The sequence below is a fragment of the Kitasatospora sp. NPDC127111 genome (assembly GCF_042677465.1).
Lineage (GTDB): Bacteria > Actinomycetota > Actinomycetes > Streptomycetales > Streptomycetaceae > Kitasatospora.
Window position 1 is genome coordinate 80,992 of record NZ_JBHXTG010000002.1, and the last position, 21,016, is coordinate 102,007.

At 75.9% G+C, this 21,016-nt stretch carries 20 protein-coding genes; 12 read left to right on the forward strand and 8 right to left on the reverse strand.

The features are described 5' to 3' along the window. Positions 1–16: 16 nt before the first annotated feature. Together ACFVHB_RS02145 and ACFVHB_RS02150 are read right to left on the reverse strand one after the other, a co-directional pair. Positions 17–2,668 carry a lysylphosphatidylglycerol synthase domain-containing protein gene (locus ACFVHB_RS02145; protein WP_380314320.1) on the reverse strand — a complete coding sequence of 884 codons (2,652 nt, stop codon included), beginning with the start codon at positions 2,666–2,668 and terminating at the stop codon, positions 17–19. Positions 2,669–2,829: 161 nt separating this feature from the next. Further along, positions 2,830–3,591: an SDR family oxidoreductase gene (locus ACFVHB_RS02150; RefSeq protein ID WP_380314321.1), complete on the reverse strand. Its 762-nt coding sequence runs from the start codon at positions 3,589–3,591 to the stop codon at positions 2,830–2,832. A 166-nt stretch (positions 3,592–3,757) separates the two neighbouring features. On the opposite strand from ACFVHB_RS02150, the gene ACFVHB_RS02155 reads away from it, so the two are divergent. The 5 genes from ACFVHB_RS02155 to ACFVHB_RS02175 all read left to right on the forward strand — a co-directional run bounded on the left by ACFVHB_RS02155 (position 3,758) and on the right by ACFVHB_RS02175 (position 8,028). Then, positions 3,758–4,684: a helix-turn-helix transcriptional regulator gene (locus ACFVHB_RS02155; RefSeq protein WP_380314322.1), complete on the forward strand. Its 927-nt coding sequence runs from the start codon at positions 3,758–3,760 to the stop codon at positions 4,682–4,684. 127 nt (positions 4,685–4,811) lie between these two features. Further along, positions 4,812–5,078, forward strand: coding sequence for a UBP-type zinc finger domain-containing protein (locus ACFVHB_RS02160; RefSeq protein ID WP_380314323.1), 267 nt, complete (start codon positions 4,812–4,814; stop codon positions 5,076–5,078). Positions 5,079–5,248: 170 nt separating this feature from the next. Further along, a complete protein-coding gene (locus ACFVHB_RS02165; protein WP_380314324.1) occupies positions 5,249–5,521 on the forward strand; it encodes a hypothetical protein in 273 nt (90 codons plus the stop codon). Positions 5,522–5,738: 217 nt separating this feature from the next. Continuing rightward, entirely contained in the window at positions 5,739–6,980 is a 1,242-nt protein-coding gene (locus tag ACFVHB_RS02170; protein WP_380314325.1) for a serine hydrolase domain-containing protein, read from the forward strand. A gap of 70 nt (positions 6,981–7,050) precedes the next feature. Continuing rightward, the gene (locus tag ACFVHB_RS02175) at positions 7,051–8,028 is read left to right on the forward strand and encodes a sigma-70 family RNA polymerase sigma factor (RefSeq protein ID WP_380314326.1); all 978 of its coding nucleotides are present in this window, start codon (positions 7,051–7,053) and stop codon (positions 8,026–8,028) included. Here the strand turns inward: ACFVHB_RS02175 and ACFVHB_RS02180 are convergent. Next, positions 7,936–8,352: an STAS domain-containing protein gene (locus ACFVHB_RS02180; RefSeq protein ID WP_380314327.1), complete on the reverse strand. Its 417-nt coding sequence runs from the start codon at positions 8,350–8,352 to the stop codon at positions 7,936–7,938. The two genes, ACFVHB_RS02175 and ACFVHB_RS02180, sit on opposite strands and share 93 nt — an antisense overlap. Positions 8,353–8,506: 154 nt before the next feature. On the opposite strand from ACFVHB_RS02180, the gene ACFVHB_RS02185 reads away from it, so the two are divergent. After that, positions 8,507–8,998: an NUDIX domain-containing protein gene (locus ACFVHB_RS02185; protein WP_380314328.1), complete on the forward strand. Its 492-nt coding sequence runs from the start codon at positions 8,507–8,509 to the stop codon at positions 8,996–8,998. Positions 8,999–9,110: 112 nt separating this feature from the next. On the opposite strand, the gene ACFVHB_RS02190 is transcribed toward ACFVHB_RS02185, so the two are convergent. The 5 genes from ACFVHB_RS02190 to ACFVHB_RS02210 form a co-directional block, all read right to left on the reverse strand. After that, on the reverse strand, positions 9,111–9,860 hold the full coding sequence (locus tag ACFVHB_RS02190; protein WP_380314329.1) for a Clp protease N-terminal domain-containing protein: 750 nt from the start codon (positions 9,858–9,860) through the stop codon (positions 9,111–9,113). Positions 9,861–9,940: 80 nt separating this feature from the next. Beyond that, positions 9,941–10,648 (reverse strand): class I SAM-dependent DNA methyltransferase, encoded by a 708-nt coding sequence (locus ACFVHB_RS02195; protein WP_380314330.1) that lies wholly within the window; start codon positions 10,646–10,648, stop codon positions 9,941–9,943. Between the two features lie 103 nt (positions 10,649–10,751). Continuing rightward, the gene (locus tag ACFVHB_RS02200) at positions 10,752–11,204 is read right to left on the reverse strand and encodes a GNAT family N-acetyltransferase (RefSeq protein ID WP_380314331.1); all 453 of its coding nucleotides are present in this window, start codon (positions 11,202–11,204) and stop codon (positions 10,752–10,754) included. A gap of 112 nt (positions 11,205–11,316) precedes the next feature. Continuing rightward, positions 11,317–12,054 (reverse strand): tyrosine-protein phosphatase, encoded by a 738-nt coding sequence (locus ACFVHB_RS02205; protein WP_380314332.1) that lies wholly within the window; start codon positions 12,052–12,054, stop codon positions 11,317–11,319. 91 nt (positions 12,055–12,145) lie between these two features. Continuing rightward, positions 12,146–12,859 carry a VC0807 family protein gene (locus ACFVHB_RS02210; protein WP_380314333.1) on the reverse strand — a complete coding sequence of 238 codons (714 nt, stop codon included), beginning with the start codon at positions 12,857–12,859 and terminating at the stop codon, positions 12,146–12,148. A 757-nt stretch (positions 12,860–13,616) separates the two neighbouring features. Here ACFVHB_RS02210 and ACFVHB_RS02215 point away from each other — a divergent pair. The 6 genes from ACFVHB_RS02215 to ACFVHB_RS02240 all read left to right on the forward strand — a co-directional run bounded on the left by ACFVHB_RS02215 (position 13,617) and on the right by ACFVHB_RS02240 (position 20,956). After that, positions 13,617–14,414 carry an RNA polymerase sigma factor gene (locus ACFVHB_RS02215; protein ID WP_380314334.1) on the forward strand — a complete coding sequence of 266 codons (798 nt, stop codon included), beginning with the start codon at positions 13,617–13,619 and terminating at the stop codon, positions 14,412–14,414. Then, positions 14,411–15,415 (forward strand): hypothetical protein, encoded by a 1,005-nt coding sequence (locus ACFVHB_RS02220; protein ID WP_380314335.1) that lies wholly within the window; start codon positions 14,411–14,413, stop codon positions 15,413–15,415. Before ACFVHB_RS02215 ends, ACFVHB_RS02220 begins: the two co-directional genes overlap by 4 nt. A 314-nt stretch (positions 15,416–15,729) precedes the next feature. Next, entirely contained in the window at positions 15,730–16,326 is a 597-nt protein-coding gene (locus ACFVHB_RS02225) for a hypothetical protein (RefSeq protein ID WP_380314336.1), read from the forward strand. Positions 16,327–16,380: 54 nt separating this feature from the next. Then, entirely contained in the window at positions 16,381–18,651 is a 2,271-nt protein-coding gene (locus ACFVHB_RS02230; protein ID WP_380314337.1) for a bifunctional polysaccharide deacetylase/glycosyltransferase family 2 protein, read from the forward strand. Between the two features lie 12 nt (positions 18,652–18,663). Next, positions 18,664–20,187, forward strand: a complete 1,524-nt coding sequence (locus ACFVHB_RS02235) for a protein kinase (protein ID WP_380314338.1) — start codon at positions 18,664–18,666, stop codon at positions 20,185–20,187. A gap of 133 nt (positions 20,188–20,320) precedes the next feature. Next, positions 20,321–20,956, forward strand: coding sequence for an HAD family acid phosphatase (locus ACFVHB_RS02240; RefSeq protein ID WP_380314339.1), 636 nt, complete (start codon positions 20,321–20,323; stop codon positions 20,954–20,956). The last annotated feature ends 60 nt before the right edge of the window (positions 20,957–21,016 follow it).

A 21,016-nucleotide genomic window follows, 5' to 3' on the forward strand; every position in this document is an offset into this window, starting at 1 on the left:
GGTTTGAACACAGGCCCTAGAGAGCCCCGCGCCGCTGGAGCCAGGCGAACGCCGCCCAGCCCGGCAGCACCGGCAGGACCAGGGTGAGCAGGCGGTAGAGCGCGACGGCGGCCAGCGCACCGCCCTCCTCCATCGACGCGGTGTGTTCCAGCAGCGTCACCAGCGCGCTGTCCACGGCGCCGGCCCCGCCCGGGGTCGGCGCCGCGTTGCCGACGGCGTTGCCGATCAGGAACACCACGGCCACCGAGGCGAAGCCCGGCTCCCGCCCCACGGCCCGCACGCAGCAGTACAGGCAGGCGACCAGGCAGAGCGAGACCAGCAGCTGGCCGGCCACGCCCACCGCGAGCCGCCCGGGGTTGCGCAGCAGCTCCAGCAGGCGCGGCAGCACCTCGGAGGTCAGCGGCCGCAGCCGGGCGGCCAGCCAGCGGCGGGCCGGCGGCACCGCCGAGACCCCGGCGAGCAGCACCGCGGCCCCGGCCAGGCCGCCCACCACGGCCGGCAGCGCGTCGAGCTCGGAGCCGCCGGGTTCGAGGTCCAGCAGGTAGACGAAGGCGCCGAGCTGCAGCAGGTGCAGGGTCAGGCCGAAGATCTGGCCGACGCCCACGCTGGACAGCGCCTGGGCGGTCGGCAGGCCGGCCCGCTGGAGGAAGCGCGTGTTCAGGGCCACCCCGCCGACGCCGCCGGGCGAGACCAGCTTCACGAAGGAGCCCGCGACCTGGGCGAGCACCGCGTGGCGGAAGTTCAGCCGCTCCGGGACGAAGCCGACGAAGCCCATCGCGGCGGTGAAGTGGCTGGCGGTCGCGGCGGCCAGGGCGAGCACCAGCCAGAGCGGGTCGGCGTCGGCGACGGCGGCGATCGGATTCTGCTCGCTCGCGAACAGCTGGGGCAGCAGCAGCCAGCCGGCCACCACACCGCCGGCGACCGCCAGCAGCGTGCGGGGGCGCAGCCGCTCCAGCTTGACCGGTCGCACCGGCGCCTGCGGTTGGGTCCGCAGGACCTCGGTGCGGATGGCGTCCAGCAGCTCGCCCGGCGGCGGGGCGGGTGCGGGTGCCGCACCGGCCGTACCGGCCTGGCCGCCCGGCGCGGCGTCGGCCGGTGCCGCCTTGCCCGGTGCCGCGTCGGCCGGCGCGGTGACGGGGCGGGCGCCGGCGGCGCGGGCGGCCGCGGCGGCGCGCTTGAGGTCGGTGCGGGTGGTGCGGGCCAGGGCGATGGGCTGGAGCAACGGGAGGGCCGCGCCGACCGCGTCCCGGCCGAGGACCGCCACCGCGCTGCGCACCGCCCGCTCGGCGCCGGTGCGCAGCGCGAGGGTGGTGAGCAGTTGGGCGACGTCGCACTGCAGCACCAGGTCGCTCGCCGCGATGTCGCCGTCCGCGAGGTCGACCAGGTGTACGGCGCCGGCCTCGTCCACCAGCAGCGCGGAGGGCACCAGCGCCCGGTGCGAGATCCTCCGCCGCTGGAGCAGCGCGAGCTGGGTCCAGGCGTCGGTGAGCAGCTCGTCGGTCAGCTCCTCGTCGGCGAGCCGGTCCAGGGTGCGGCCGGGCAGGTACTCGTGGGCGACCAGGGCGGTGTCGCGGCCGAGCTCGGCGGTGGCGGCGATCCGGCGGGTGCGGACGCCGGCGGCGACGGCCGCGTACGAGACCAGGGCCTCGTGCTCCAGCCCGGTGCGCAGCGAGCGCAGGGCCCGGGGGTGCGGGGCGGTGCGCAGCCGCAGCCGGCGCCAGGCGCGCTGGACCAGGGCGGCGGTGACGGCCTGCCGGTCGAGCAGCTGGACGTCGAGGTCGGGGCGGCCGGCCTCCTGGCGGACCAGGTAGCGGTCGGGGCCGGCCGGGTGGGCGGTGGCCGGGCGCAGGCCCGCCTCCCGCAGGGAGCGCAGCAGCTCGGCGGGCCGGGGCCGCGGGTCGGGGGTGCCGACCGCGTAGCGGGTGCCGTGGGCGGCGGTCCAGCCGATCAGCAGGCCGAGGATCGGTGCGGTCGGGGTGGCGTACCCGGCGGAGAGGCCGGCGAGCGCGGAGACGCCGAGGACGATCCGGGACACCCGGCGTTCACGGGCGTCGGAGGCGGTGATGAAGGCGAGGACCGGGGCGAGGTAGCCGTAGACCGGCTCGGTGTGGGCGGGGCCGCCGCCGGGGAGCCGCTGGCTGAGTGCCGCGACCAGCGAGGCGGGGGCGACGCCGTCGACCCAGAGGTCCAGGGCGAGCGAGAGCCCGTACGCGAGGACGGCGGCGAGCAGCCCGTCGGAGAGGTGCTGGAGGGTGCGCCGGCGGTCGGGTGCCCGGCTGAGGAGCCGGCGGACCGCCGAGTACGCCGGGACCAGCAGCAGGGCGGCGGTGGAGAGCCCGCCGGCGATCCCGGCCAGCGGGCGCGGCACCAACCGGGCGGCCTGGGCGACGTCGTCGGCCAGGCCGACGGTGGTGGCCCGGGCGTAGTCGGCGAGCAGCAGCGTCAGGGCGATCGCGGCGAGACCGGCGAGGAAGGCGATGAGCGCGACCGGCTGGCGGATCCGGCCGGTGCCGGTGGGGCCGGTGGGGTCGGCCTGTGCGGGGGTGGTCTCCGGGGAGCCCGCGTCGCCCGCTGTGTCCGGCGGTGCGCCGGGGCCGGCCTGCCCGGGTATGCCGCCCGTCCGGGCACCGCCGGTGTCGCTGTCCGTGTTCCCCGTTGCTACCGCCACGGATGGCATGCTCCCACGAGGCCTCCCGGGCCTGCCGGGAAACCCGTTCGCCCGGGGAGCCCGCCCGGACCGGGGAGCCGTCCGCGCCCGGGGTTCCCGCCCGGACCGGGGGAGTCCACCCGGACCGGGTTCCCGCCCGGACCGGGGCTCCGCGCCCGGGGTCAGGCCTGCCGGGTCGGCAGGGCGACCAGGTGGCGCAGGTTGACGTGCCGGGGGCGGGTGACGGCGTAGCCGATCAGGTCGGCGATGTCCTCGGCGGTCAGCGCGGGGATCGCGGCGAACATCCCGCCCAGCTGCTCGCGCAGCACCGGGTTGTCGATGTGCCCGCCCAGCTCGGTGTCGGTCAGCCCGGGCTCGATCGCGCTGACCCGGACGTCGCGCGGGCCGAGCTCGGTGCGGAGCGCCGCGGACAGCTGGGTGAGCGCGGCCTTGGTGGCGCCGTACACGGCGTAGTCGGGGAAGACGACGTGCGAGGCGATCGAGGAGACGTTGACCAGGTCGGCGGTGCGGCCCTCGGCGGCGGCCGCGGTGAGGTCGGCGGTGAAGGCGCGGACGACCCGCAGCGCGCCGGTGAGGTTGGTGTCGATCATGCGGGTCCACTCGTCGATCCGGCCGTCGGCGAGCGGGTTGGGCAGCATCACGCCCGCGTTGTTGACCACCAGGTCGACCGGCCCGTACGCGTCGTGGACGGCCTTGGCGGCGGCGTCCACCGAGGCCTGGTCGGTGATGTCGGTGGTGACGGCGACGGCGCGGCCGCCCGCGGCGGTGATCTCGGCGGCCAGGGCGTCCAGCCGCTCGGTGCGGCGGGCCAGCAGGGCGACCCTGGCGCCGCCGGCGGCGAGCAGCCGGGCGGTGGCCTCACCCATGCCGCTGGCGGCTCCGGTGACGACGGCGGTGCGGGTGGCGAGGGCGGGGTAGCTCATCTTCGGCTCCTGGGAAGGGTTTCGCGGGCTGACGAGGACGACTCTGCGCGCGCCGCGCCCGGCCACCCAGGGCTGCGTCCTTCCCGGGACGCGCCGACCTGGGAAAGCCCAACCTGGGAAGGGCGTTACCACCCTCGCGCCCGCGACCCCGGTCTACGCTGCCGGGATGGAGAACACCGTGGGGGACTTCCTCCGCTCACGCCGCGCCCGGATCCGGCCCGAAGAGGTGGGCCTGCCCTCGCACGGCCGCCGCCGCGTCCAGGGCCTGCGCCGCGAGGAGGTGGCCCAGCTCGCCGGGGTCAGCGTCGACTACTACATCCGGCTGGAGCAGGGCCGCGGCGGCAGCGCCTCGGACGCCGTGCTGGACGCGGTGGCCCGGGTGCTGGGCCTGGACGAGGTGGAGGCCGCGCACCTGCGGTCGCTGACCCGGCCGCCCCGGCCCGCCGCCGCGGCGCGCGGCCGCCAGCAGGTGCGGGAGGGCACCCGGCTGCTGCTGGACCTGATGCCCGTGACGCCGGCCTTCGTCCTCGGCCGCCGGATGGACGTGCTGGCCTGGAACGCCCTCGGCGACGCCGTGCACGGGTTCTCGTCCCGTGCGTCGTCCGGCACGGTCAACGCGGCCCGGCACGCCTTCCTCGACCCGGCGGCCCGGGAGTTCTACCCGCAGTGGGAGGCGGTCGCGGCCGAGACCGTCGCCTATCTGCGGCTGGACGCCGGCCGGTACCCGCAGGACGCCCGGCTGGCCGCGCTGGTGGGCGAACTCTCGGTGCGCAGCGAGGAGTTCCGCCGGCTCTGGGCCGACCACCAGGTGCGGGAGAAGACCCACGGGGTCAAGCTGATCCGGCACCCGCTGGTCGGTGAACTGGACCTCGGCTACGAGACCCTGGCCGTCAACGGCTCCGCCGACCAGTTGCTGGTGGTCTTCACCGCCGCGCCGGACTCGCCGACCGCGCAGCGGCTGGCCCTGCTGGCGAGCTGGACGGCGGACGGCCGGCAGGCGGTCGGCGGGGTGCCGGGCGGCACGCGGGAGCCGGCCGGGCCGACGGCCCCGGACCTGCCCGCCGCCGCGGACGTGCCCGCCGCCGCGGACTGAGCGGAGCGGCGGACCGGGCGGCGTCGCGGACCGACCGGAACGGAGCTAGCGGAACGGACCGACCGGCGCCGCCCCGCGGGGCGTGTCATGGGCCGTGGGCCGGGTCGGCCGTCACTACCCTGCGTCCATGAGCGCCTGCGAAGACCTCACCGCGGCACCCCGGGACATCGAGCCCCTCCCGCCGACGGACGGCTGCGCCGACTGCCTGGCCCAGGGGCGCCGGGACTGGGTGCACCTGCGGGTCTGCCTGGACTGCGGCCACATCGGCTGCTGCGACTTCTCGCCGCAGCGGCACGCCACCGCGCACTTCCACAACAGCTCCCACCCGGTGATCCGCTCGTACGAGCCCGGGGAGGACTGGCGCTGGTGCTACGTCCACGAGGTCATGGGCTGAGGCCGTCCCGGGTCGGAGCGCCACGGGGCCGGGCCAGGCCCCGTGCTCCGGGGTCGGGCCGGGTGACAGCGCGGCTCAGGTGTAGGGCGGTTAAAATCCGGACATAACGCCCGTGCGGCCCTCCCGGCCGACGCCCCGTGCGGCCGGAGACCGCCGAAGGGAGGCCCACGATGACCAAGCTGGCACCGAGCATGACCCGCAAGCTCCGCCAGGGCACCCAGGAACTGCTGGAGCGCCGCGGCATGGCGATGACCCCCCGTCCGATGCCACCACGCCTGCGCACCAACGCCCCGCCCGCCGCCACCGGCATGTCCGCCGGGGGCTCCGCCTTCCGGCACGGCGGCCGCGACGCCGAGGTGACGGGCATGCGCTCGGCCCCGGCGATGCACGCCGAACTGAAGGGGCACCGCCACCGCGGCGCGGAGAAGCACTCCGCGCACTGAGCGGGCCCTCCGGCCACCGAGGGCTGGGCGCCGGCTCGCCGCTCCCACCCTGACGCCAGTTCAGGAGCCGACCCCGAGAAGCCCCGGGGTCGGCTCCGGGGTGCCTGGGGGGCCGCCCCGGATGGCCGGTGCGCCGCACTCCAACAGACTCGTTCCCGGAACAGCACGACGACGCGCGGAAAGCGCCCAGGACGAGCCACCGTTGGAGAGCATCCCGATGAACACCCCTCAGCGTGACCGCCGTTGGACCACCCTCGCCGTCGCCGGCGCCCTGCTGGCCGCGGTCGGCGCGGGCGTCGCGACACCGGCCCTGGCGGCCGACCGCCCGGCGGGCGACGCGGGTGCGGTGGCCGCCCTCCGCCCGGCCGCCCCGCTGGACCGGGCCGCCCTGGCGAAGACGCTCGACGGCCTGCCGAGCGAGGGCGTCACCGGCGCGCTGGTCCGGGTGGACGGCCGGGGCGGCCGGTGGACCGGCACCGCGGGGGCCGACGTCCCGGCGGACGCCCGGTTCCGGATCGGCAGCATCTCCAAGGTCTTCACCGCCACCGTGGTGCTGCAGCTCGCCGCCGAGCGCCGGCTCGACCTGGACGGCACCGTCCAGCAGTACCTGCCCGGGCTGCTCCCGGCGTCCTACCCGCCGGTCACCGTCGGCCAGTTGCTCGACCACACCAGCGGTCTGCCCGGTGGCGGCGGCCTGACCTCCGGGGACGGCGGCGAGGGCTGGTTCGCCGCGCACCGGGCGGACTCCTGGACGCCGGCGCAGGTGGTCGCGGACGCCGTCCGGCAGCCGATGGGCTTCGCGCCCGGCACCGCGCAGCAGTACAACGGCATCAACACCTTCGTCGCCGGGATGGTGATCGAGAAGGTCGCCGGCCGGACCTTCGCCCAGGAGGTGCGGGACCGGATCGTCCGCCCGCTCGGCCTGCGCGACACCGCCGTCCCGGACCGCGACGACGTCACCCTGCCCGGCCCGCACGCGCACGGCTACCTGGACCTCCCCGGCCCGGACGGCGGGAAGCAGCGGGTCGACGTCACCGAGCAGAGCCCCTGGCCGTGGGCGGAGGGCGGCATGATCTCCTCCGCCGCCGACCTGGACCGGTTCATGACCGCGCTGCTCCGCGGCCGGCTGCTGCCGCCCGCCCAGCAGGCCGAGCTGTTCGACGTCCCGGACGTGCCCAACCGGCACAACAAGAACTGCGAGATCGGCCCGACCGCCGGCCACGCCTGCTTCAGCAAGGGCCTGATGCGCGCCACCCTGCCCAACGGCGTCGTGGTCTGGGGCAAGACCGGCTCCCGGCCCGGCTTCACCAGCGGTGTCTTCGCGACCAGGGACCTCAGCCGCAAGGTGGTCTACTCGCTGAACCCGACGGACGTCTCCGGCCGCGAGTTCCCGAAGGTGTGGGAGATCGTGACCACCTCCTTCGGCTCCGGCCAGGAGTACGGGGAGCAGTCGCAGTAGCGCCGCCGTCGGTGGTCTGCGGTACGTTTCGGGGCGATCATTCGCTCGGGGCAGCACACGGGGGCGCGGCATGGCCGACCTGATGACGGAGGAGCCGGTCGAGCTCCGGTTGGAGCGGTACCGGACGGAGTTGACGGGCTACTGCTACCGCATGCTCGGCTCGGTCTTCGAGGCCGAGGACGCGGTGCAGGAGACGATGGTCCGGGCCTGGCGCGGCCACCGGGGGTTCGAGGGGCGGGCGGCGCTGCGCTCCTGGCTGTACCGGATCGCCACCAACGTCTGCCTGGACGCGCTGAACGGCCGCAACAGCAGGGCCCGTCCGATGGACCTGGCGGGCCCGTCCACCGTGGCGACCGCGTCCGACGCCCAGCTGCCCGAGGTGAGTTGGATCGGCCCGGCGCCGGACGGCCGGGTCCTGCCCGAGACGGGGGACCCGGCCGAGGTGGCCGCGCAGCGCGAGTCGGTCCGGCTGGCGTTCGTGGCCGTGCTGCAGCGGCTGGCGCCCCGTCAGCGGGCCGTGCTCATCCTGCGCGAGGTGCTGGGCTGGAAGGCCGCCGAGGTCGCGGAACTGCTGGGGGTCACGGTGGCCTCGGTCAACAGCGCGCTCCAGCGGGCCCGTGCGGTGCTCGCGGCGGACGCCCCGGCGGCGCGGACGGCGCCCGCACTGGACGACGAGCACCAGGCCCTGCTCGCCCGGTACGTCTCGGCCTTCGAGGCGTACGACATGGAGGGGCTGGCCGCGCTGCTGCACGAGGACGTCACGCTGAACATGCCGCCGTACGAGATGTGGCTGCGGGGGCGGGAGGAACTGCGCGCCTGGATGCTCGGCCCGGGGTGCGGCTGCCGCGGTTCGCGGCTGGTTCCGGTGCGGGCCAACGGTGTTCCGGCGTTCGGGCAGTACCGGCCGAGCCCGGCGGGCGGGCACGAGCCGTGGGCGCTGATCGTGCCGGAGGTGTCAGCGGGCCGGATCACCGGGCTCACCAACTTCCTCGACACCGACGTGCTCTTCCCGCTCTTCGGCCTCCCGCCCCGGCTCGAAGCCGAGTAGCCCGCGGCCGACCGGACGGAAGCCGGCCGGTTCGGAGCCGACCGGACGGAAGCCGGCTGGTTCGGAGCCGGGCGGCCCGAAGTCGAGCGGTTCGGAGCCGGGTGGTCCGGCGTCCTCGACCGGCAGCACGCAGCCGAGGCCGCTGAACGCGAGCAGCTCCCGCAGGGGGCCGCTCGCGTTCTCCAGCCGGACCCGGACGCCGTGCCGGGCGGCCGCCAGCCGCAGCCGGGCGAGCGCGTCGACCACGGCCAGGTCGGGGGCGGTGAGGGCGCCGACGTCACACGTCAGCGCCGGGGGCAGGGGGGTTTCCCGGTCGGTGTTCACGGAGGTTGGACCGGCGCGGCGGGCCCGGCTCATCGGCCTGCCGGCGGATTGCCGGAGAATTCCTCCGGCGGGGGCGATGAGCTCGCCGACCCCGGCCGCCGGCCGGGGGATGGCAGAGTGGGGCGCAGTTGCCCCTGCGCCGGAGGAGGACCGCGTGTCGGCCGAGCCGTTGAAGTCCAAGGAAGAGTGGCTGGCGTCCCTGCCACGGGTCTACGCGGCCGCCGGCTGCGTCCTGCGGGACGCCTCGGGGCGGATCCTGATCGTGAAGGCCGGGTACCGGGAGCACTGGCAGTTCCCGGGCGGCACGATCGACCTCGGCGAGGGACCGGCCGAGTGCGCGGCGCGTGAGCTGACCGAGGAGACCGGGCTGGTCCGGCCGGCCGGCGACCTGCTGGCCATCTCCTGGACCCACCCGTCCGGCGAACTCGACCACCCGGCCGAGCACTTCCTCTTCGACTTCGGCACCGTCCCGGACGGCACCCCCGTGACCGTCCCGGCCGGCGAGCTGGACGACTACCGCTGGGTCACGGACGAGGAGGCCCTCGAACTCCTCGGGCCGGCCCGGTCGTTGCGCCTGCGGGCGGCGAACGAGGCGGCCGCCGACGGCCGGGTGCGGATCATCACGACCCACGTGTCCGGCTTCTGAGCCCGCTGCCGCGCCCGTGACCGCGGCGCGGGGCGCGGGGCGTGCCGCGGGGCTCCGGAACTCCGGTGCCCCGCAGCACCGGTGACGCCGCCCCGGGGCGGCGCGCCCCGGCTCAGGCCGTCGACTCGGCGCGCGCCGCGATGTACGCGGCGACCGCCTCCGCGGTGAAGGTCTCGGCCTCGGGCTTGTCCACGCCGAGGTCGGTCAGCACGCCGGCGCCGTTCTCCTGCTCCAGCAGCGCCAGCAGGATGTGCTCGGTGCCGACGTAGTTGTGCCCCAGCTTGAGCGCCTCGCGGAAGGTCAGCTCCAGCACCTTCTTGCCCTCGGCGTCGTAGGGGATCAGCCCGGGGACCTCCTCGGCGGCGGCCGGCAGGACGGCGGTCACCGCCTCCCGTACGGCGCCCGGGGTGACGCCCTGGGCCGCCAGCGCCTTGACGCCGAGGCCCTCCGGCTCGGCGAGCAGGCCGAGCAGGAGGTGCCCGGTGCCGATCTCGGCGTTGCCGGCCGCCCGGGCCTCCTCCTGCGAGGCCATCACGACGTGCCGGGCCCGCGGGGTGAACCGGCTGAAGCCCTGGCCGGGGTCGAGGTCGGCGGGCGTGCCCGGGTCCTTGGGGACGAACCGCTTCTGGGCGGCCTGCTTGCTGACGCCCATGCTGCGGCCGATATCGGTCCAGGAGGCACCGGAACGGCGGGCCTGGTCGACGAAGTGGCCGATCAGGTGGTCGGCCAGCTCGCCGAGGTGGTCGGCCGCGATGACCGCGTCGGAGAGCTGGTCGAGCGCGTCGGTGTGCACCTTCTTGATGGCCTCGATCAGGTCGTCGAGGCGCAGCGGTGTGGTCTTGGGAACGATCGGATTCTCCATGCGTCAACCGTAGGTTGTCGACCCGAGGGTCGTCAACCATCAGTTGACGATGTTCCGAGTTGGGCTCCGTCCGGCGTCCGTCAGGCCTGCTTCTCCCAGACGTAGGCGGCGGAGACCGGGTGGCTGCGGTACTTCTCCCACTTCGGCTTCAGCGCGATCCAGGTGTCGTCCACCACCGCCTCGGCCATCTCCACCAGGGTCCAGCCGGCCGCCAGCCCGGTGGTCAGGTGGTCGGAGACCAGGTGGACGTGGGTGGTGATGGCGATGTCCTCGCCGTCGGTGCCGGTGAAGTGGGTGGGCATGCCGGCCGCCATGATGAAGTACGGGTGCAGGCCGACCAGGACGAAGCGGCCGCCCGGGCGGGCCAGCCGGAAGGCCTCGCGGTAGAGCGGGCCGAGGTCGGCGAGGTGCTCGTCGATCAGCGAGGAGATCGCCAGGTCGTAGCCGCCGCCCGGGAGCCCGGTGGCGGCGACGTCGGCCTCGGTGAGGCTGTCGTGGACGCCCTTCTCCTTGGCGGCCGCCAGCATTTCGGGGGTGAGGTCCACGCCGTCCAGCACCAGGCCGGCGGCGGCCTTCGCGCGGAGCCAGGCGCCCGTCCGGCCGGTGCCGCAGCCGAGGTCGGCGGCGCGGGTGACCTCCGCCCAGGCGGGGGTGGTGAGCCGGTCGAGCACGGCGAGGTCCATGGCGTCCTCGACGGTGCGCTCGTAGGTCTCCACCCATCGGGCGTAGCCGGTGCGGACGTCCACGGTCGGGTAGTTGCGGGTGTCGAAATCGGAGAAGTCCACCATGCGGCCGAGTATCGCGGCCGCCCCGGCGGTGGGCGAACGATTTTCGCCGCCGAGCCCGCCGAGCCCGCCGAGCCCGCCGGACCCGCCGGGTCCAACGGGCCGGTCAGAGTGCCAGTTTGAACCCGTCGTGGCTGCGCGCGAAGCCGAGCGAGGCGTAGAAGCGATGGGCGTCGCCGCGGCGCTTGTTACTGGTCAGCTGGACCAGCGTGCAGCCGCGCCCCCGGGCCCGGGCGATCGCGCGGGTCAGCAGCTCGCGGCCGAGGCCGGCGCCCCGGCGGTCCGCGCGGACCCGGACCGCCTCGACCAGCGCGCGCTCCTCGCCGTGCCGGCCGAGCCCGGGGATGTAGGTGAGCTGGAGGCAGCCGAGCACCGTGCCGTCGCCCTCGTCCAGCACCATCAGCTCGTTGCGGGCGTCCGCGTCCACGGCCGCGAAGGCGCGGGCGTAGGCTTCGTCGACCACCACGTCGGCCGGGTCGATCACCCGGTCCTCGTCGGCGAGCAGGGCGATGACGGCGGGCAGGTCCTGGCGGGTGGCGGTACGGAAGATCACGCCCATAGTCTGCCAGAGCGGGTCCGGACGGCCCGGCGGGCCGGGGGAGTCGCGCGGGGCACGCGGGCCCTGACCCGGCCGGAGGCCGAGGTGCCGGGTGCCCGGCGAACGCGAGCTGCTACAGGCCCAGCAGCCGGGCGCGGACGGCGGCCAGGGCGGCCGGGTCGACGCCGGCGGCGAGCAGGTAGCCGGCCGGGTCGAAGCCGTCGAGGGCGGCGTGCACGGCGGCCTCGGCGGTCGTGCCGGCCTCGGCGAGCACCGCGTCGATCCGGCGGTACTGGTCCGGCAGGCCGAGCATGCCGTACAGCGGGCGGACGTTGGGCGCGCTCAGCAGGTAGTCGGCGACGATCTCGTCCGGCTCGGTGCCCGCGAGGGCGAGCAGCAGGAGGGCGGCCAGTCCGGTGCGGTCACGGCCGGCGCCGCAGTGCACGACCACGCCGCCGGGGCGGGCGCCGGCGACGGTGGTGACCAGTCGGGCGGCGGCGTGCGGGCAGTGGTCCAGGTACGGGCGGAGCGCGAGCGGGGTGCCGTCCAGCTTCCCGTACGTCTCCCACCAGGCGGAGCCGGCCAGTTCGTCCAGCGGGACGCGGATCAGCTCGACGCCGTCGGGGAGCGGGAGGAGCGGCTTGTGCTCGGCGAGGTCGCGCAGGTCGACGACGGTGCGTATGCCGTGGTCGAGGAGGGCGTCCCAGCCCTCGGCGGTGAGGCGGTCCAGGTTGTCGGCGCGGACGATCGCGCGGTGGGCGGTGCGGGCGCCGTCGGTGGTGCGCAGGCCGCCGAGGTCGCGGACGTTGAGGCAGCCGTCCCAGACCAGGGCGCGGTCCTCGGTGGTGGTCGGCGTGTGCGTCCGGCTCATCAGATCCCCGTTTCTTGCCGGGGGTCCGTTACCCCCTCGTTATCACGACTCCCGGGGCGGCCGGATGGTTCCTCGGGCGGGTGACCGGGCGTCAGCGGGCGGACGGCTCGGCGGTCTCGGCGCTGACCAGCTTCTCCATCGGGTCGGCGGCGATCTGGCCGAGCACCGAGCCGGCGGCGATCGCCGTCACCAGGAACACGGTGGAGAGCCAGGCCATGGTGGACACCGGCAGCGTGAAGGCGCCGACCACCCGGGCCGCGCACTCGGTCAGCAGGGCGGTGCCCCAGATGCCGGAGAACAGCCGCTCGTGGCGGCGGAAGGCGCGGGACCCGGCCGCCCGGCCCCCGGCCAGCCGCTGCCAGGCCGCCGAGCGGGCCCGGTCGCCCTTGGTGGCGAAGGGCATCAGCGCCGGGGACATCATCGGCCGGCCGATCAGCGCGGAGACGAGGACCGCCAGGGCGAGACCGCCGCTGAGCGCGCCGTCCTTGGCGAGCATCAGCCGGGCGTCCCCGGTGACGGTGGTCAGCGCCAGGCCGAGGACGTTGACGCCGAGCATCATCGAGGCCCAGAGGTTGAGCCTGCGCTCGCGGACCAGGCCGAGCACGGTCCGCACGGCCGGAACGGCCCCGCTCCAGGCGAGGGCGGCGAACTCGCTCATCCCGAAGGCGGAGTGCAGCAGGTAGTAGCCGGCCAGCGGGACGGCGACGTCCAGGACGAGCGGGCCGAACGCGGAGCCGGCCCGGCCCGGCGCCCCGGCGGCCTCGACGGTGGTGACGGCGGCGGGGGCGCTGATGGTCTGGCTCACGGTGGGTCCTCCCCGGACTGGCTGCTCGGCCGCGGGCCGGTGCCCGCGTCGTGCCTCCACTCTTCCGGTCCGACCCTCCGCCAGCGCAGTGCCGTCCGTTGCGGGATCCGCATGACAGTTGTCACGGCGGGCACCGTGACACCGCCCCCGGCCTGCGGGTTCACCGGCCGGTACGGTCGAAGGACCAGAGCTCGCGGCCCGGCGTGTCCAGGCAGCGCACCGCGTGGAAGCGGTGGTCCTCGGCGGAGAGGAAGCCCGGGCTGAGGTCGAAGGTGGAGCGGACCCGGCCGTCGACGTGCCGGTCGACCAGGCCGAGCAGCGCCCAGTGCGTCTCGTCGGGGAGGCAGAACGTCCGGTGGGCGCTCGTCCGGGGCGGCGGGCGGCCGGTGGGGACGGCCGGGGCGCGTCGGGGCGCGGCTCGCGCCGGGGGGCGGACACGAGCGGTCGGGGCTGGTGGGGCCGCAGGGGCGGGGGGTTCGTCCGGACCGCCCGGCCGCTTTCCACGGTAGGCAGCGGGGCCCGCCGGGGCCGTGGACGAAGGCCGGCGATCCGCGGGACCAAGGGCCCGTCCGCGGACTCCCGGCGGCCCGCTCGGGTCCGGACCCGCCCGGCTCCGGGGGCGCGGCGGGCAGGGGCGGGGGCGTCCGCGGCACCGGTGTGTCGGACGGAGTCGCCCGGATGGCGCATCATGTGGCGGGTGCAGAGTGCAGAACGCCCCGGAGCGGGCAGCGACAGGCCCGCCGGCCGGTCCGGACCGGTGCCGAACCCAGACCCCCCGTCCGCCCCGGGCGGCGCCCCGGCCGACCTCTCCGAGGCGGTGCGGGCCGCCCAGAACGGCGACGAGGAGGCGTTCCGGCTGCTGTTCCGCAGCGTCCAGCCGGGCCTGCTCCGCTACCTCCGGGTGCTGGTCGGCGGCCGGCCCGAGGACGTCCAGGACGCCGAGGACATCGCCTCCGAAGCCTGGCTGCAGATCGCCCGTGACCTGCGCACCTTCTCCGGGGACGGGGACGGCTTCCGTGGCTGGGCCGCCACCATCGCCCGCAACCGGGCCCTGGACCACCTGCGGGCCCGGCGCCGCCGCCCGGTCGCGGACCTGCCGTTCGAGTACCTGTCCGAGCTGGCCGCCGGGGACGACACCGCGGGCGCGGCCCTGACCGCCGTCGGCACCTCGGACGCGCTGGCGCTGATCTCCCGGCTGCCGCGGGACCAGGCGGAGGCGGTGCTGCTGCGGGTGGTGATGGAGCTGGACGCGGAGAGCGCCGCCCAGGTGCTCGGCAAGCGGTCCGGCAGCGTGCGGATGGCGGCCCACCGGGGGCTGCGCCGGCTGGCCAAGCTGCTGGAGCAGTCCTTCCCCGGCGGGGTGGGGATTCCGGCGCAGCAGCCGGCGACTGGGCCGACCGGGCAGCCGGCCCAGCCGTCCACGGGACGAGCCGGTTCGCGGGGTGCTCCGGCCCCCCGCAGAGCCGCCGACCGGGGGGCCGGAAGAGCCGGGAAAAAAAATTCTGCGCAGGGTGTGACAGAACACCGGGCCGCGACGCTGAAGGACATGAGATGAGCACCAACCGATCCCGCCGGATCGACCCCGACACGGCCGAGCAACTGCTCGGCGGCGCCGTGGGCGGACCGTCGGCCGGGCAGGAGGCCTCGCTCACCGGACCGGACGCCAGGACCGGGCACACGGCAGTGGCCCACGTGCTGGCGGCGGCCGCCGCTCCTGCGGTGGCGGGCGAACTGGCCGGGGAGGAGGCGGCCCTGGCCGCGTTCCGGGAGGCTCGTCTCGCGCCCGCCCCCGCTGTATCCGCTTCACCCGTCCGGAGACGATCGATGGCAACCGCCACGCTGGCCAGGGCCTTCAGCACGAAGGCCGTTGCCGTCGTGCTCGGCGCCACCGCGCTCGGTGGCGTCGCGGTCGCGGCCGGTACGGGCAACCTGCCGTCCCCGCTCGGCGGGTCCGGTGGGTCGGACCACCAGCCGACGGTGGCCGGCACGTCCGCTCCGGCGGCCGGGTCCGGTACGCCGGGCAGTGGCCCGGGAGCGCGGCAGCCCGCCTTCGGGCCGTCCACCGGCGCCCCGTCGGCCGCGGAGCCGTCGACCGGGGCGGCGAAGCCCTCGTCGCCGGGTGCCCCGGCCTCCGGCGAGGCCAGGGGCGGGTCGGTTCCGAGTGCCCAGATCGCCCTCTGCCGGGGGTTCACCGACCGGACGGGCAAGGGCGAGCGCCCGCGCACGCTGGTCACGGACCCGCAGTTCGGCGCGCTGGTCGCGGCGGCCGGCGGTCCGGACAAGGTGGAGGAGTACTGCGGGGAGGTTCTCCGGCGGGCGAGCGACGACGACCGCCTGGGCGCCACCCCGCAGCCCCGCAGCAGCAACGACGGCACCAACGGCAACGCGAACGGCACCACCGGCGGCAACACCGGCGGTGGTGACGGCAGGAGCGGCGGTACCGGCGGCAAGGCCACGGCGACCACCCCGCCCGTGCCCGTCGTGCCGACGCTCCCCGAGGTCCACCCGAAGCCGGACCTCACGGACAAGCCGGTCGAAGCCTCACCCAAGAGGTAACCCCGAGAACTCCGGATGGGCGGCGGGCGAATCCCCCCGGGCCCGCCGCCCATCCGGACCGAACCACCCGCAACACCAGCACCACCGCACCACCGCACCACCGCACCACCGCACCACCCGCAGTACCCCGCTCCACCCCACAGACCCCGGGTGGCCGGTCGGCTCCCCCGTGCCCGCCGTCCGCCCGGCCGGCCCCGGCCGGACCGGCAGGCGCACCCCGGACGCGCCCCCGGTCCGGCCGGGACCGGACCCTGTGCGGCCCGTCCGCCCGCAGTCGGGCGGGCCGCACCCCGATCGACAGACCTGGACCGACCGTGACCGTCGCCTTGTACGACCACGAGCCGGCGGCCGGGGATCCGCTGCCCGGTTCCCCGGCCGCCTTTCCTTCCGAACAGGCAGCCGAGACCACCGCCCCCCCGGTGTTCGTGGACTCCTCCGGCCGCCGCCAGCGGCGGGTCCGCCGCCTCGGCCTGGTGCTCGCCGTGCCGGCCGCCGGCTACCTGGTGCTGCTGGCCAGCACGGTGCTCGGCGGCCCCACCGTCAACGCGCCCTTCCTGCCGTTGCCGGCGGCGCCGAGCGCCGCCGCGCCCGCGCCCGCCGAGCAGCCCCCGGACCCGGAGCCGACGATCACCGGCACGCCAGGGCCGGACAGCGTCCAGCCCGGTTCGGCGCGCGCGACGGCACCCGATCACCGCAACAGCACCCCGGAGACGGCCACCACGAGGCCGCCCGCCCCGGCGGCCGGTCCGTCCGCGCCGCCGCCCGCCGCCACCCCCGGCGGGAACGGCAACGGGAACGCCACCGGTGCCCCCACCGCCGCCCCGACCCCCGGCCACGGCCGCCCCACCGACGCGCCGGGCAACTCCGGCAACACCGGCGGCAAGGCCGGCAAGCCGTCCCCGACCCCCTGAGAGGGTGCCCGCCCCCCCCCCGGCACCCGCTCAGGCCCTCCCGAAAGCACCCCCGTGAGCACTTCCCGCCGCCGGAGAGTCGGCCGTCCCGGCCGCGCCGTCGCGCCGGCCCCCCGACGCGGCCGGCGCGGCGTCGTCCGCCAGGGCCCGCTGCGCACCCACTGGCTGCTGCTGAGCGCCCTGCTGCTCACCCTCGCCGCCACCCTGGTGCTCCAGGGCTACACCCAGCACCTCTTCGACCACCGCCCCGACCAGGACGCCCGCCCGGCCGGCGCGGCGACCGTTCCCGAGGAGATCCGCACCGGCGGCCCGGTGATCGACGCGGCCGGCCCGCAGCCCCGCAGCGCCGGCCCGAAGCCCGGCACCGTCGCGCTGACCTTCGACGACGGCCCGGACCCGCGCTGGACCCCGGAGGTCCTGGACACCCTGCGCCGCAACGGCGTGCACGCCACCTTCTTCGTGGTCGGCACCCAGGCCGCCGCCCACCCCGACCTGGTCCGCCGGATCGTCGCCGAGGGCCATCAGATCGGCGTGCACACCTTCACCCACACCGACCTCGGCACCCAGCCGGAGTGGCGCCGCTCGCTGGAGCTGCGCGAGACCCAGCTGACCCTGGCCGGCGCCGCCGGGGTGACCAGCTCGCTGCTGCGCCCGCCGTACTCGTCCACCGCCGAGGCGCTGGACGACCCGGCCTGGTCCGCCGTCCGGCAGGCCGGCCGCGAGGGCTACCTCACCGTGCTCACCACCCGGGACAGCGAGGACTGGCGCCGCCCGGGCGTGGACGAGATCATCGACGCGGCCTCCGCCGGGGCCGGCGACGAGGGCCGGATCCTGCTGCTGCACGACGCCGGCGGCAACCGCTGGCAGACCGTCGCCGCACTGGACGGCCTGCTCCCCAGGCTCAAGGCGCGCGGCTTCCGCTTCACCACGGTCAGCGAGTCGGTCGGCCTGCCCGACCCGGTCCACCCGGCCACCGGCGCCGAGCACTGGCAGGGCCTCGCCCTGATCCAGGTCCTGCGCACCGGCGACTGGACGCTGACCGTGCTGGGCTGGCTGCTGTACGCGGCGGGCGCGGTCAGCGTGCTGCGCGCGGCCGCCGTCCTGGTCGCCGCCCGCCGGCACAAGAAGCTGCGCCGCCGCAACCCGTGGGGCCCGCCGGTCACCGAGCCGGTCAGCGTGATCGTCCCCGCCTACAACGAGTCGGCCGGCATCGAGGCGGCCGTCCGCTCGCTGCTCGCCTCCGACCACCCGGTCGAGATCATCGTGGTGGACGACGGCTCGACCGACGGCACCGCCGACCTGGTGGAGTCGCTGCGACTGCCCTACGTCCGGGTGATCCGGCAGCAGAACGCGGGCAAGCCGGCCGCCCTCAACACCGGCATCGCCGCCGCCCGCGCCGAGCTGCTGGTGATGGTCGACGGTGACACCGTCTTCGAGCCGGACGCCGTCCGGATGCTGGTGCAGCCCTTCGCCGACCCGTCGGTGGGCGCCGTCTCCGGCAACGCCAAGGTGGTCAACCGGGGCGGCCTGCTCGGCCGCTGGCAGCACATCGAGTACGTGGTCGGCTTCAACCTGGACCGCCGGCTGTTCGACCTCGCCGAGTGCATGCCCACCGTCCCGGGCGCGGTCGGCGCCTTCCGCCGCTCGGCGGTGCTCGCGGTCGGCGGCGTCGGTGACGAGACCCTGGCCGAGGACACCGACCTGACCATGGCGCTCTGCCGGGACGGCTGGCGGGTCGTCTACGAGGAGCGCGCCAAGGCCTGGACCGAGGCGCCGGCCTCGCTCTCCGCCCTGTGGCGGCAGCGCTACCGCTGGTGCTACGGCACCCTGCAGGCGATGTGGAAGCACCGCGGCGCGCTGCGCCAGGGCGGCCAGGCGGGCAAGCTGGGCCGCCGCGGCCTCGGCTACCTGCTGACCTTCCAGGTGCTGCTGCCGCTGCTGGCCCCGGTGGTGGACGTCTTCGCGCTGTACGGGCTGGCCTTCCTCGACCCGGTGCGGATCATCGGTCTCTGGGCCGCGTTCCTGCTGCTCCAGCTGCTGATGGGCGGGTACGCGTTCCGGCTGGACAAGGAGCGGCTCGGCCCGCTGTGGAGCCTGCCCCTGCAGCAGTTCGTCTACCGGCAGCTGATGTACCTGGTGGTGATCCAGTCGGTGTTCACGGCACTGGCCGGCTCCCGGCTGCGCTGGCAGCGGATGCAGCGGTACGGCAGCCTGCGGGTGCCCCCGCAGGGTGTGGCGGCGGACACACCTCCGGAGCCCGTTGGCGTCGGCGGCTATCGTGCACAGGTGCACGAGGCGGTCCGGGACCCCGGGCAGGGCACGTGAGGGGAGTTCCAGGTGATCGGACGGGCGCTCAACGGGCGTTACGAACTCGTCGAGCTACTCGGCGTCGGCGGGATGGCCACCGTCTGGCGGGGCGTGGACCACGTCCTGGGCCGCCAGGTGGCCGTCAAGGTCCTCAACGGCGGCCTCGCCGACGACCCGCGCTTCGCCGAGCGGTTCAGCCGCGAGGCGCAGCACGCGGCGATGCTGGTCCACCCGCGGATCGTCATGGTCTTCGACTCCGGCGTGGACGAGGGCTCGCCGTACATCGTCATGGAGCTGGTGCAGGGCCGCTCGCTGGCCACCGTGCTCGCCCAGCAGCCCGGCCTGCCGGTCGAGCGGGCGGTCGGCATCGCGGCGGCCGTCTGCGAGGCGCTGACCGTGGCGCACGGCGCCGGCCTGGTGCACCGGGACATCAAGCCCGGCAACATCATGATCACCGACGACGGCGGGGTGAAGGTCGTCGACTTCGGCATCGCCCGGGCCGGCTCCTCCAACAACCTCACCCAGACCGCCTCGGTGCTCGGCACGGCGGCCTACCTCTCGCCCGAGCAGGCCACGGCGTCCGAGCTGGACGGCCGCACCGACCTGTACGCGGTCGGCTGCGTGCTGACCGAGATGCTCACCGGGGCGACCCCGTTCACCGCCGAGACCCCGGTGGCGATCGCGTTCAAGCACGTCAGCGAGGCCCCGCTGCCGCCGTCGGCGCACCGGGCCGGGGTGCCGGCGGCGCTGGACGCGGCGGTGCTGCGGCTGCTCGCCAAGAACCCGGCCGACCGCCCGGCGGACGCCGCGACCGCCCGGGCCGAGCTGCTCGCCTGCATACCCGGGCTGGTGGTCGGCGACCCGACCGGCGAGCTGCTGGCCGGCGCCTCGGCCGGCCAGGCCACCCAGCTGCTGCCGCCGGTGCCGGTGCCGCCCGGGCCGGTCCAGGCCGCCACCTCGGTGATGGCGCCGATCCCGGCGCGGCCGCCGTTCGGCTCGCCGTCCTTCGACCGGGAGCCCGCCGCCCCGGAGCGGGAGAGCCGGCGCAAGCCGCTCGTCCTCGGGGCCCTCGGCCTGGTCGGCATCGCCGGCGCCGCGATGCTGGCGCTCACCGCCTTCGACGACCCGGCGAAGCCGACCGCCGCCCCCAAACCGTCGCAGACCGTGGCGACCGCCCCGACGTCGGCCGCCCCCACCACGCCGGCCGCGCCCACCACCACGGCCGCGGCCCCCACCACGCCGGCCACCCCGGCCCCGCCGCGCGCCCAGAGCCCGGCCGTCCAGCTGAACGCCCTGCGCCAGGCCGTCGCGCAGACCCAGGTCGGCAAGGAGCGCGACCGTCAGGTCGACCTGCTGCACTCCCTGGACGACGCCGCGGCCCGCCTCAACGAGGGTCAACCGGACGACGCCGCGCAGGAGTTGAAGAACGCCCAGCGGACCGTCCGGGACCTCGCGAAGAAGCACGCCATCGACGGGCGGACCTCGCAGGACTGGAACTCCAGACTGGGCTCGCTGATCACCTCCCTCAACGCCGCCGCCGACCACGACGGTTGAGTCCGGCTCAGCTGTTCGTCCGCCTTTCCCCTGTTTGTTACCCGCGGGTATTGGCCTCCGCCGTAGGTTGCAGTACGTTCTCGCCGACCCACGTGCGTCGAACGTTCCCCTACGGAGAGGCCTGCTCCCCCACATGAGCATCAAGGCGAAGCTCGTCACCACCGCGGCCCTGACGGTCGCGATCACCACCGGCCTGGCCGCCCCCGCGGTCGCCGCCCCGGCCGCCCCGGCCACCCCGGCTGCCGCGGCGCCCGCCGCCGTCACGACGAGCGGCGGCGCGGTGACCGAGCAGCAGTGGCTCGCCGACGTCACCGCCGCCATCGCGCCGGCCCGTGCGTACGTCGAGCAGCGCACGGCCGCCGGAGCGTCGGACGAGGCGCCCGCGATCGTCTTCGACATCGACAACACGACCCTGGCGACGCACTTCCACCCGATCACGATGCAGGGCATCAAGCCGGTGGTGGAGCTGGCGCAGTACGCCCACGCGCGCGGCGTCGCGATCATCTTCGTCACCGCACGGGTCGACTTCATCGCCCCCGTCACCCGGTACAGCCTGGAGAAGGCGGGTTACACCGTGGACGAGCTCCACGGCCGCGCCCTGTGCGACCTCTTCAAGCCGGTCCAGCAGTACAAGACCGACGAGCGGGTCAAGGTCGAGAACGAGGGCTACACGATCATCGCCAGCGTCGGCAACAACTGGACCGACCTCGACGGCGGCCACGCCGAGCGCACCTTCAAGCTGCCGGACTACGACGGCCTGCTCTCCTGACCCTTCCGCGGCCAGGACGCCCGCGGCCCCCGCGCTCCGGAGTGAGCGCGGGGGCCGCGG

What these genes read in the sequence shown, in the direction of transcription:
- ACFVHB_RS02160 (WP_380314323.1), top strand. Translation starts at nt 4,812, where the DNA reads ATGAGCGCCTGCGAAGACCTCACCGCGGCACCCCGGGACATCGAGCCC.
- ACFVHB_RS02165 (WP_380314324.1), top strand. Translation starts at nt 5,249, where the DNA reads ATGACCAAGCTGGCACCGAGCATGACCCGCAAGCTCCGCCAGGGCACC.
- ACFVHB_RS02200 (WP_380314331.1), bottom strand. Translation starts at nt 11,204, where the DNA reads ATGGGCGTGATCTTCCGTACCGCCACCCGCCAGGACCTGCCCGCCGTC.
- ACFVHB_RS02155 (WP_380314322.1), top strand. Translation starts at nt 3,758, where the DNA reads ATGGAGAACACCGTGGGGGACTTCCTCCGCTCACGCCGCGCCCGGATC.
- ACFVHB_RS02150 (WP_380314321.1), bottom strand. Translation starts at nt 3,591, where the DNA reads ATGAGCTACCCCGCCCTCGCCACCCGCACCGCCGTCGTCACCGGAGCC.
- ACFVHB_RS02170 (WP_380314325.1), top strand. Translation starts at nt 5,739, where the DNA reads ATGAACACCCCTCAGCGTGACCGCCGTTGGACCACCCTCGCCGTCGCC.
- ACFVHB_RS02190 (WP_380314329.1), bottom strand. Translation starts at nt 9,860, where the DNA reads ATGGAGAATCCGATCGTTCCCAAGACCACACCGCTGCGCCTCGACGAC.
- ACFVHB_RS02240 (WP_380314339.1), top strand. Translation starts at nt 20,321, where the DNA reads ATGAGCATCAAGGCGAAGCTCGTCACCACCGCGGCCCTGACGGTCGCG.
- ACFVHB_RS02220 (WP_380314335.1), top strand. Translation starts at nt 14,411, where the DNA reads ATGAGCACCAACCGATCCCGCCGGATCGACCCCGACACGGCCGAGCAA.
- ACFVHB_RS02175 (WP_380314326.1), top strand. Translation starts at nt 7,051, where the DNA reads ATGGCCGACCTGATGACGGAGGAGCCGGTCGAGCTCCGGTTGGAGCGG.
- ACFVHB_RS02195 (WP_380314330.1), bottom strand. Translation starts at nt 10,648, where the DNA reads ATGGTGGACTTCTCCGATTTCGACACCCGCAACTACCCGACCGTGGAC.
- ACFVHB_RS02205 (WP_380314332.1), bottom strand. Translation starts at nt 12,054, where the DNA reads ATGAGCCGGACGCACACGCCGACCACCACCGAGGACCGCGCCCTGGTC.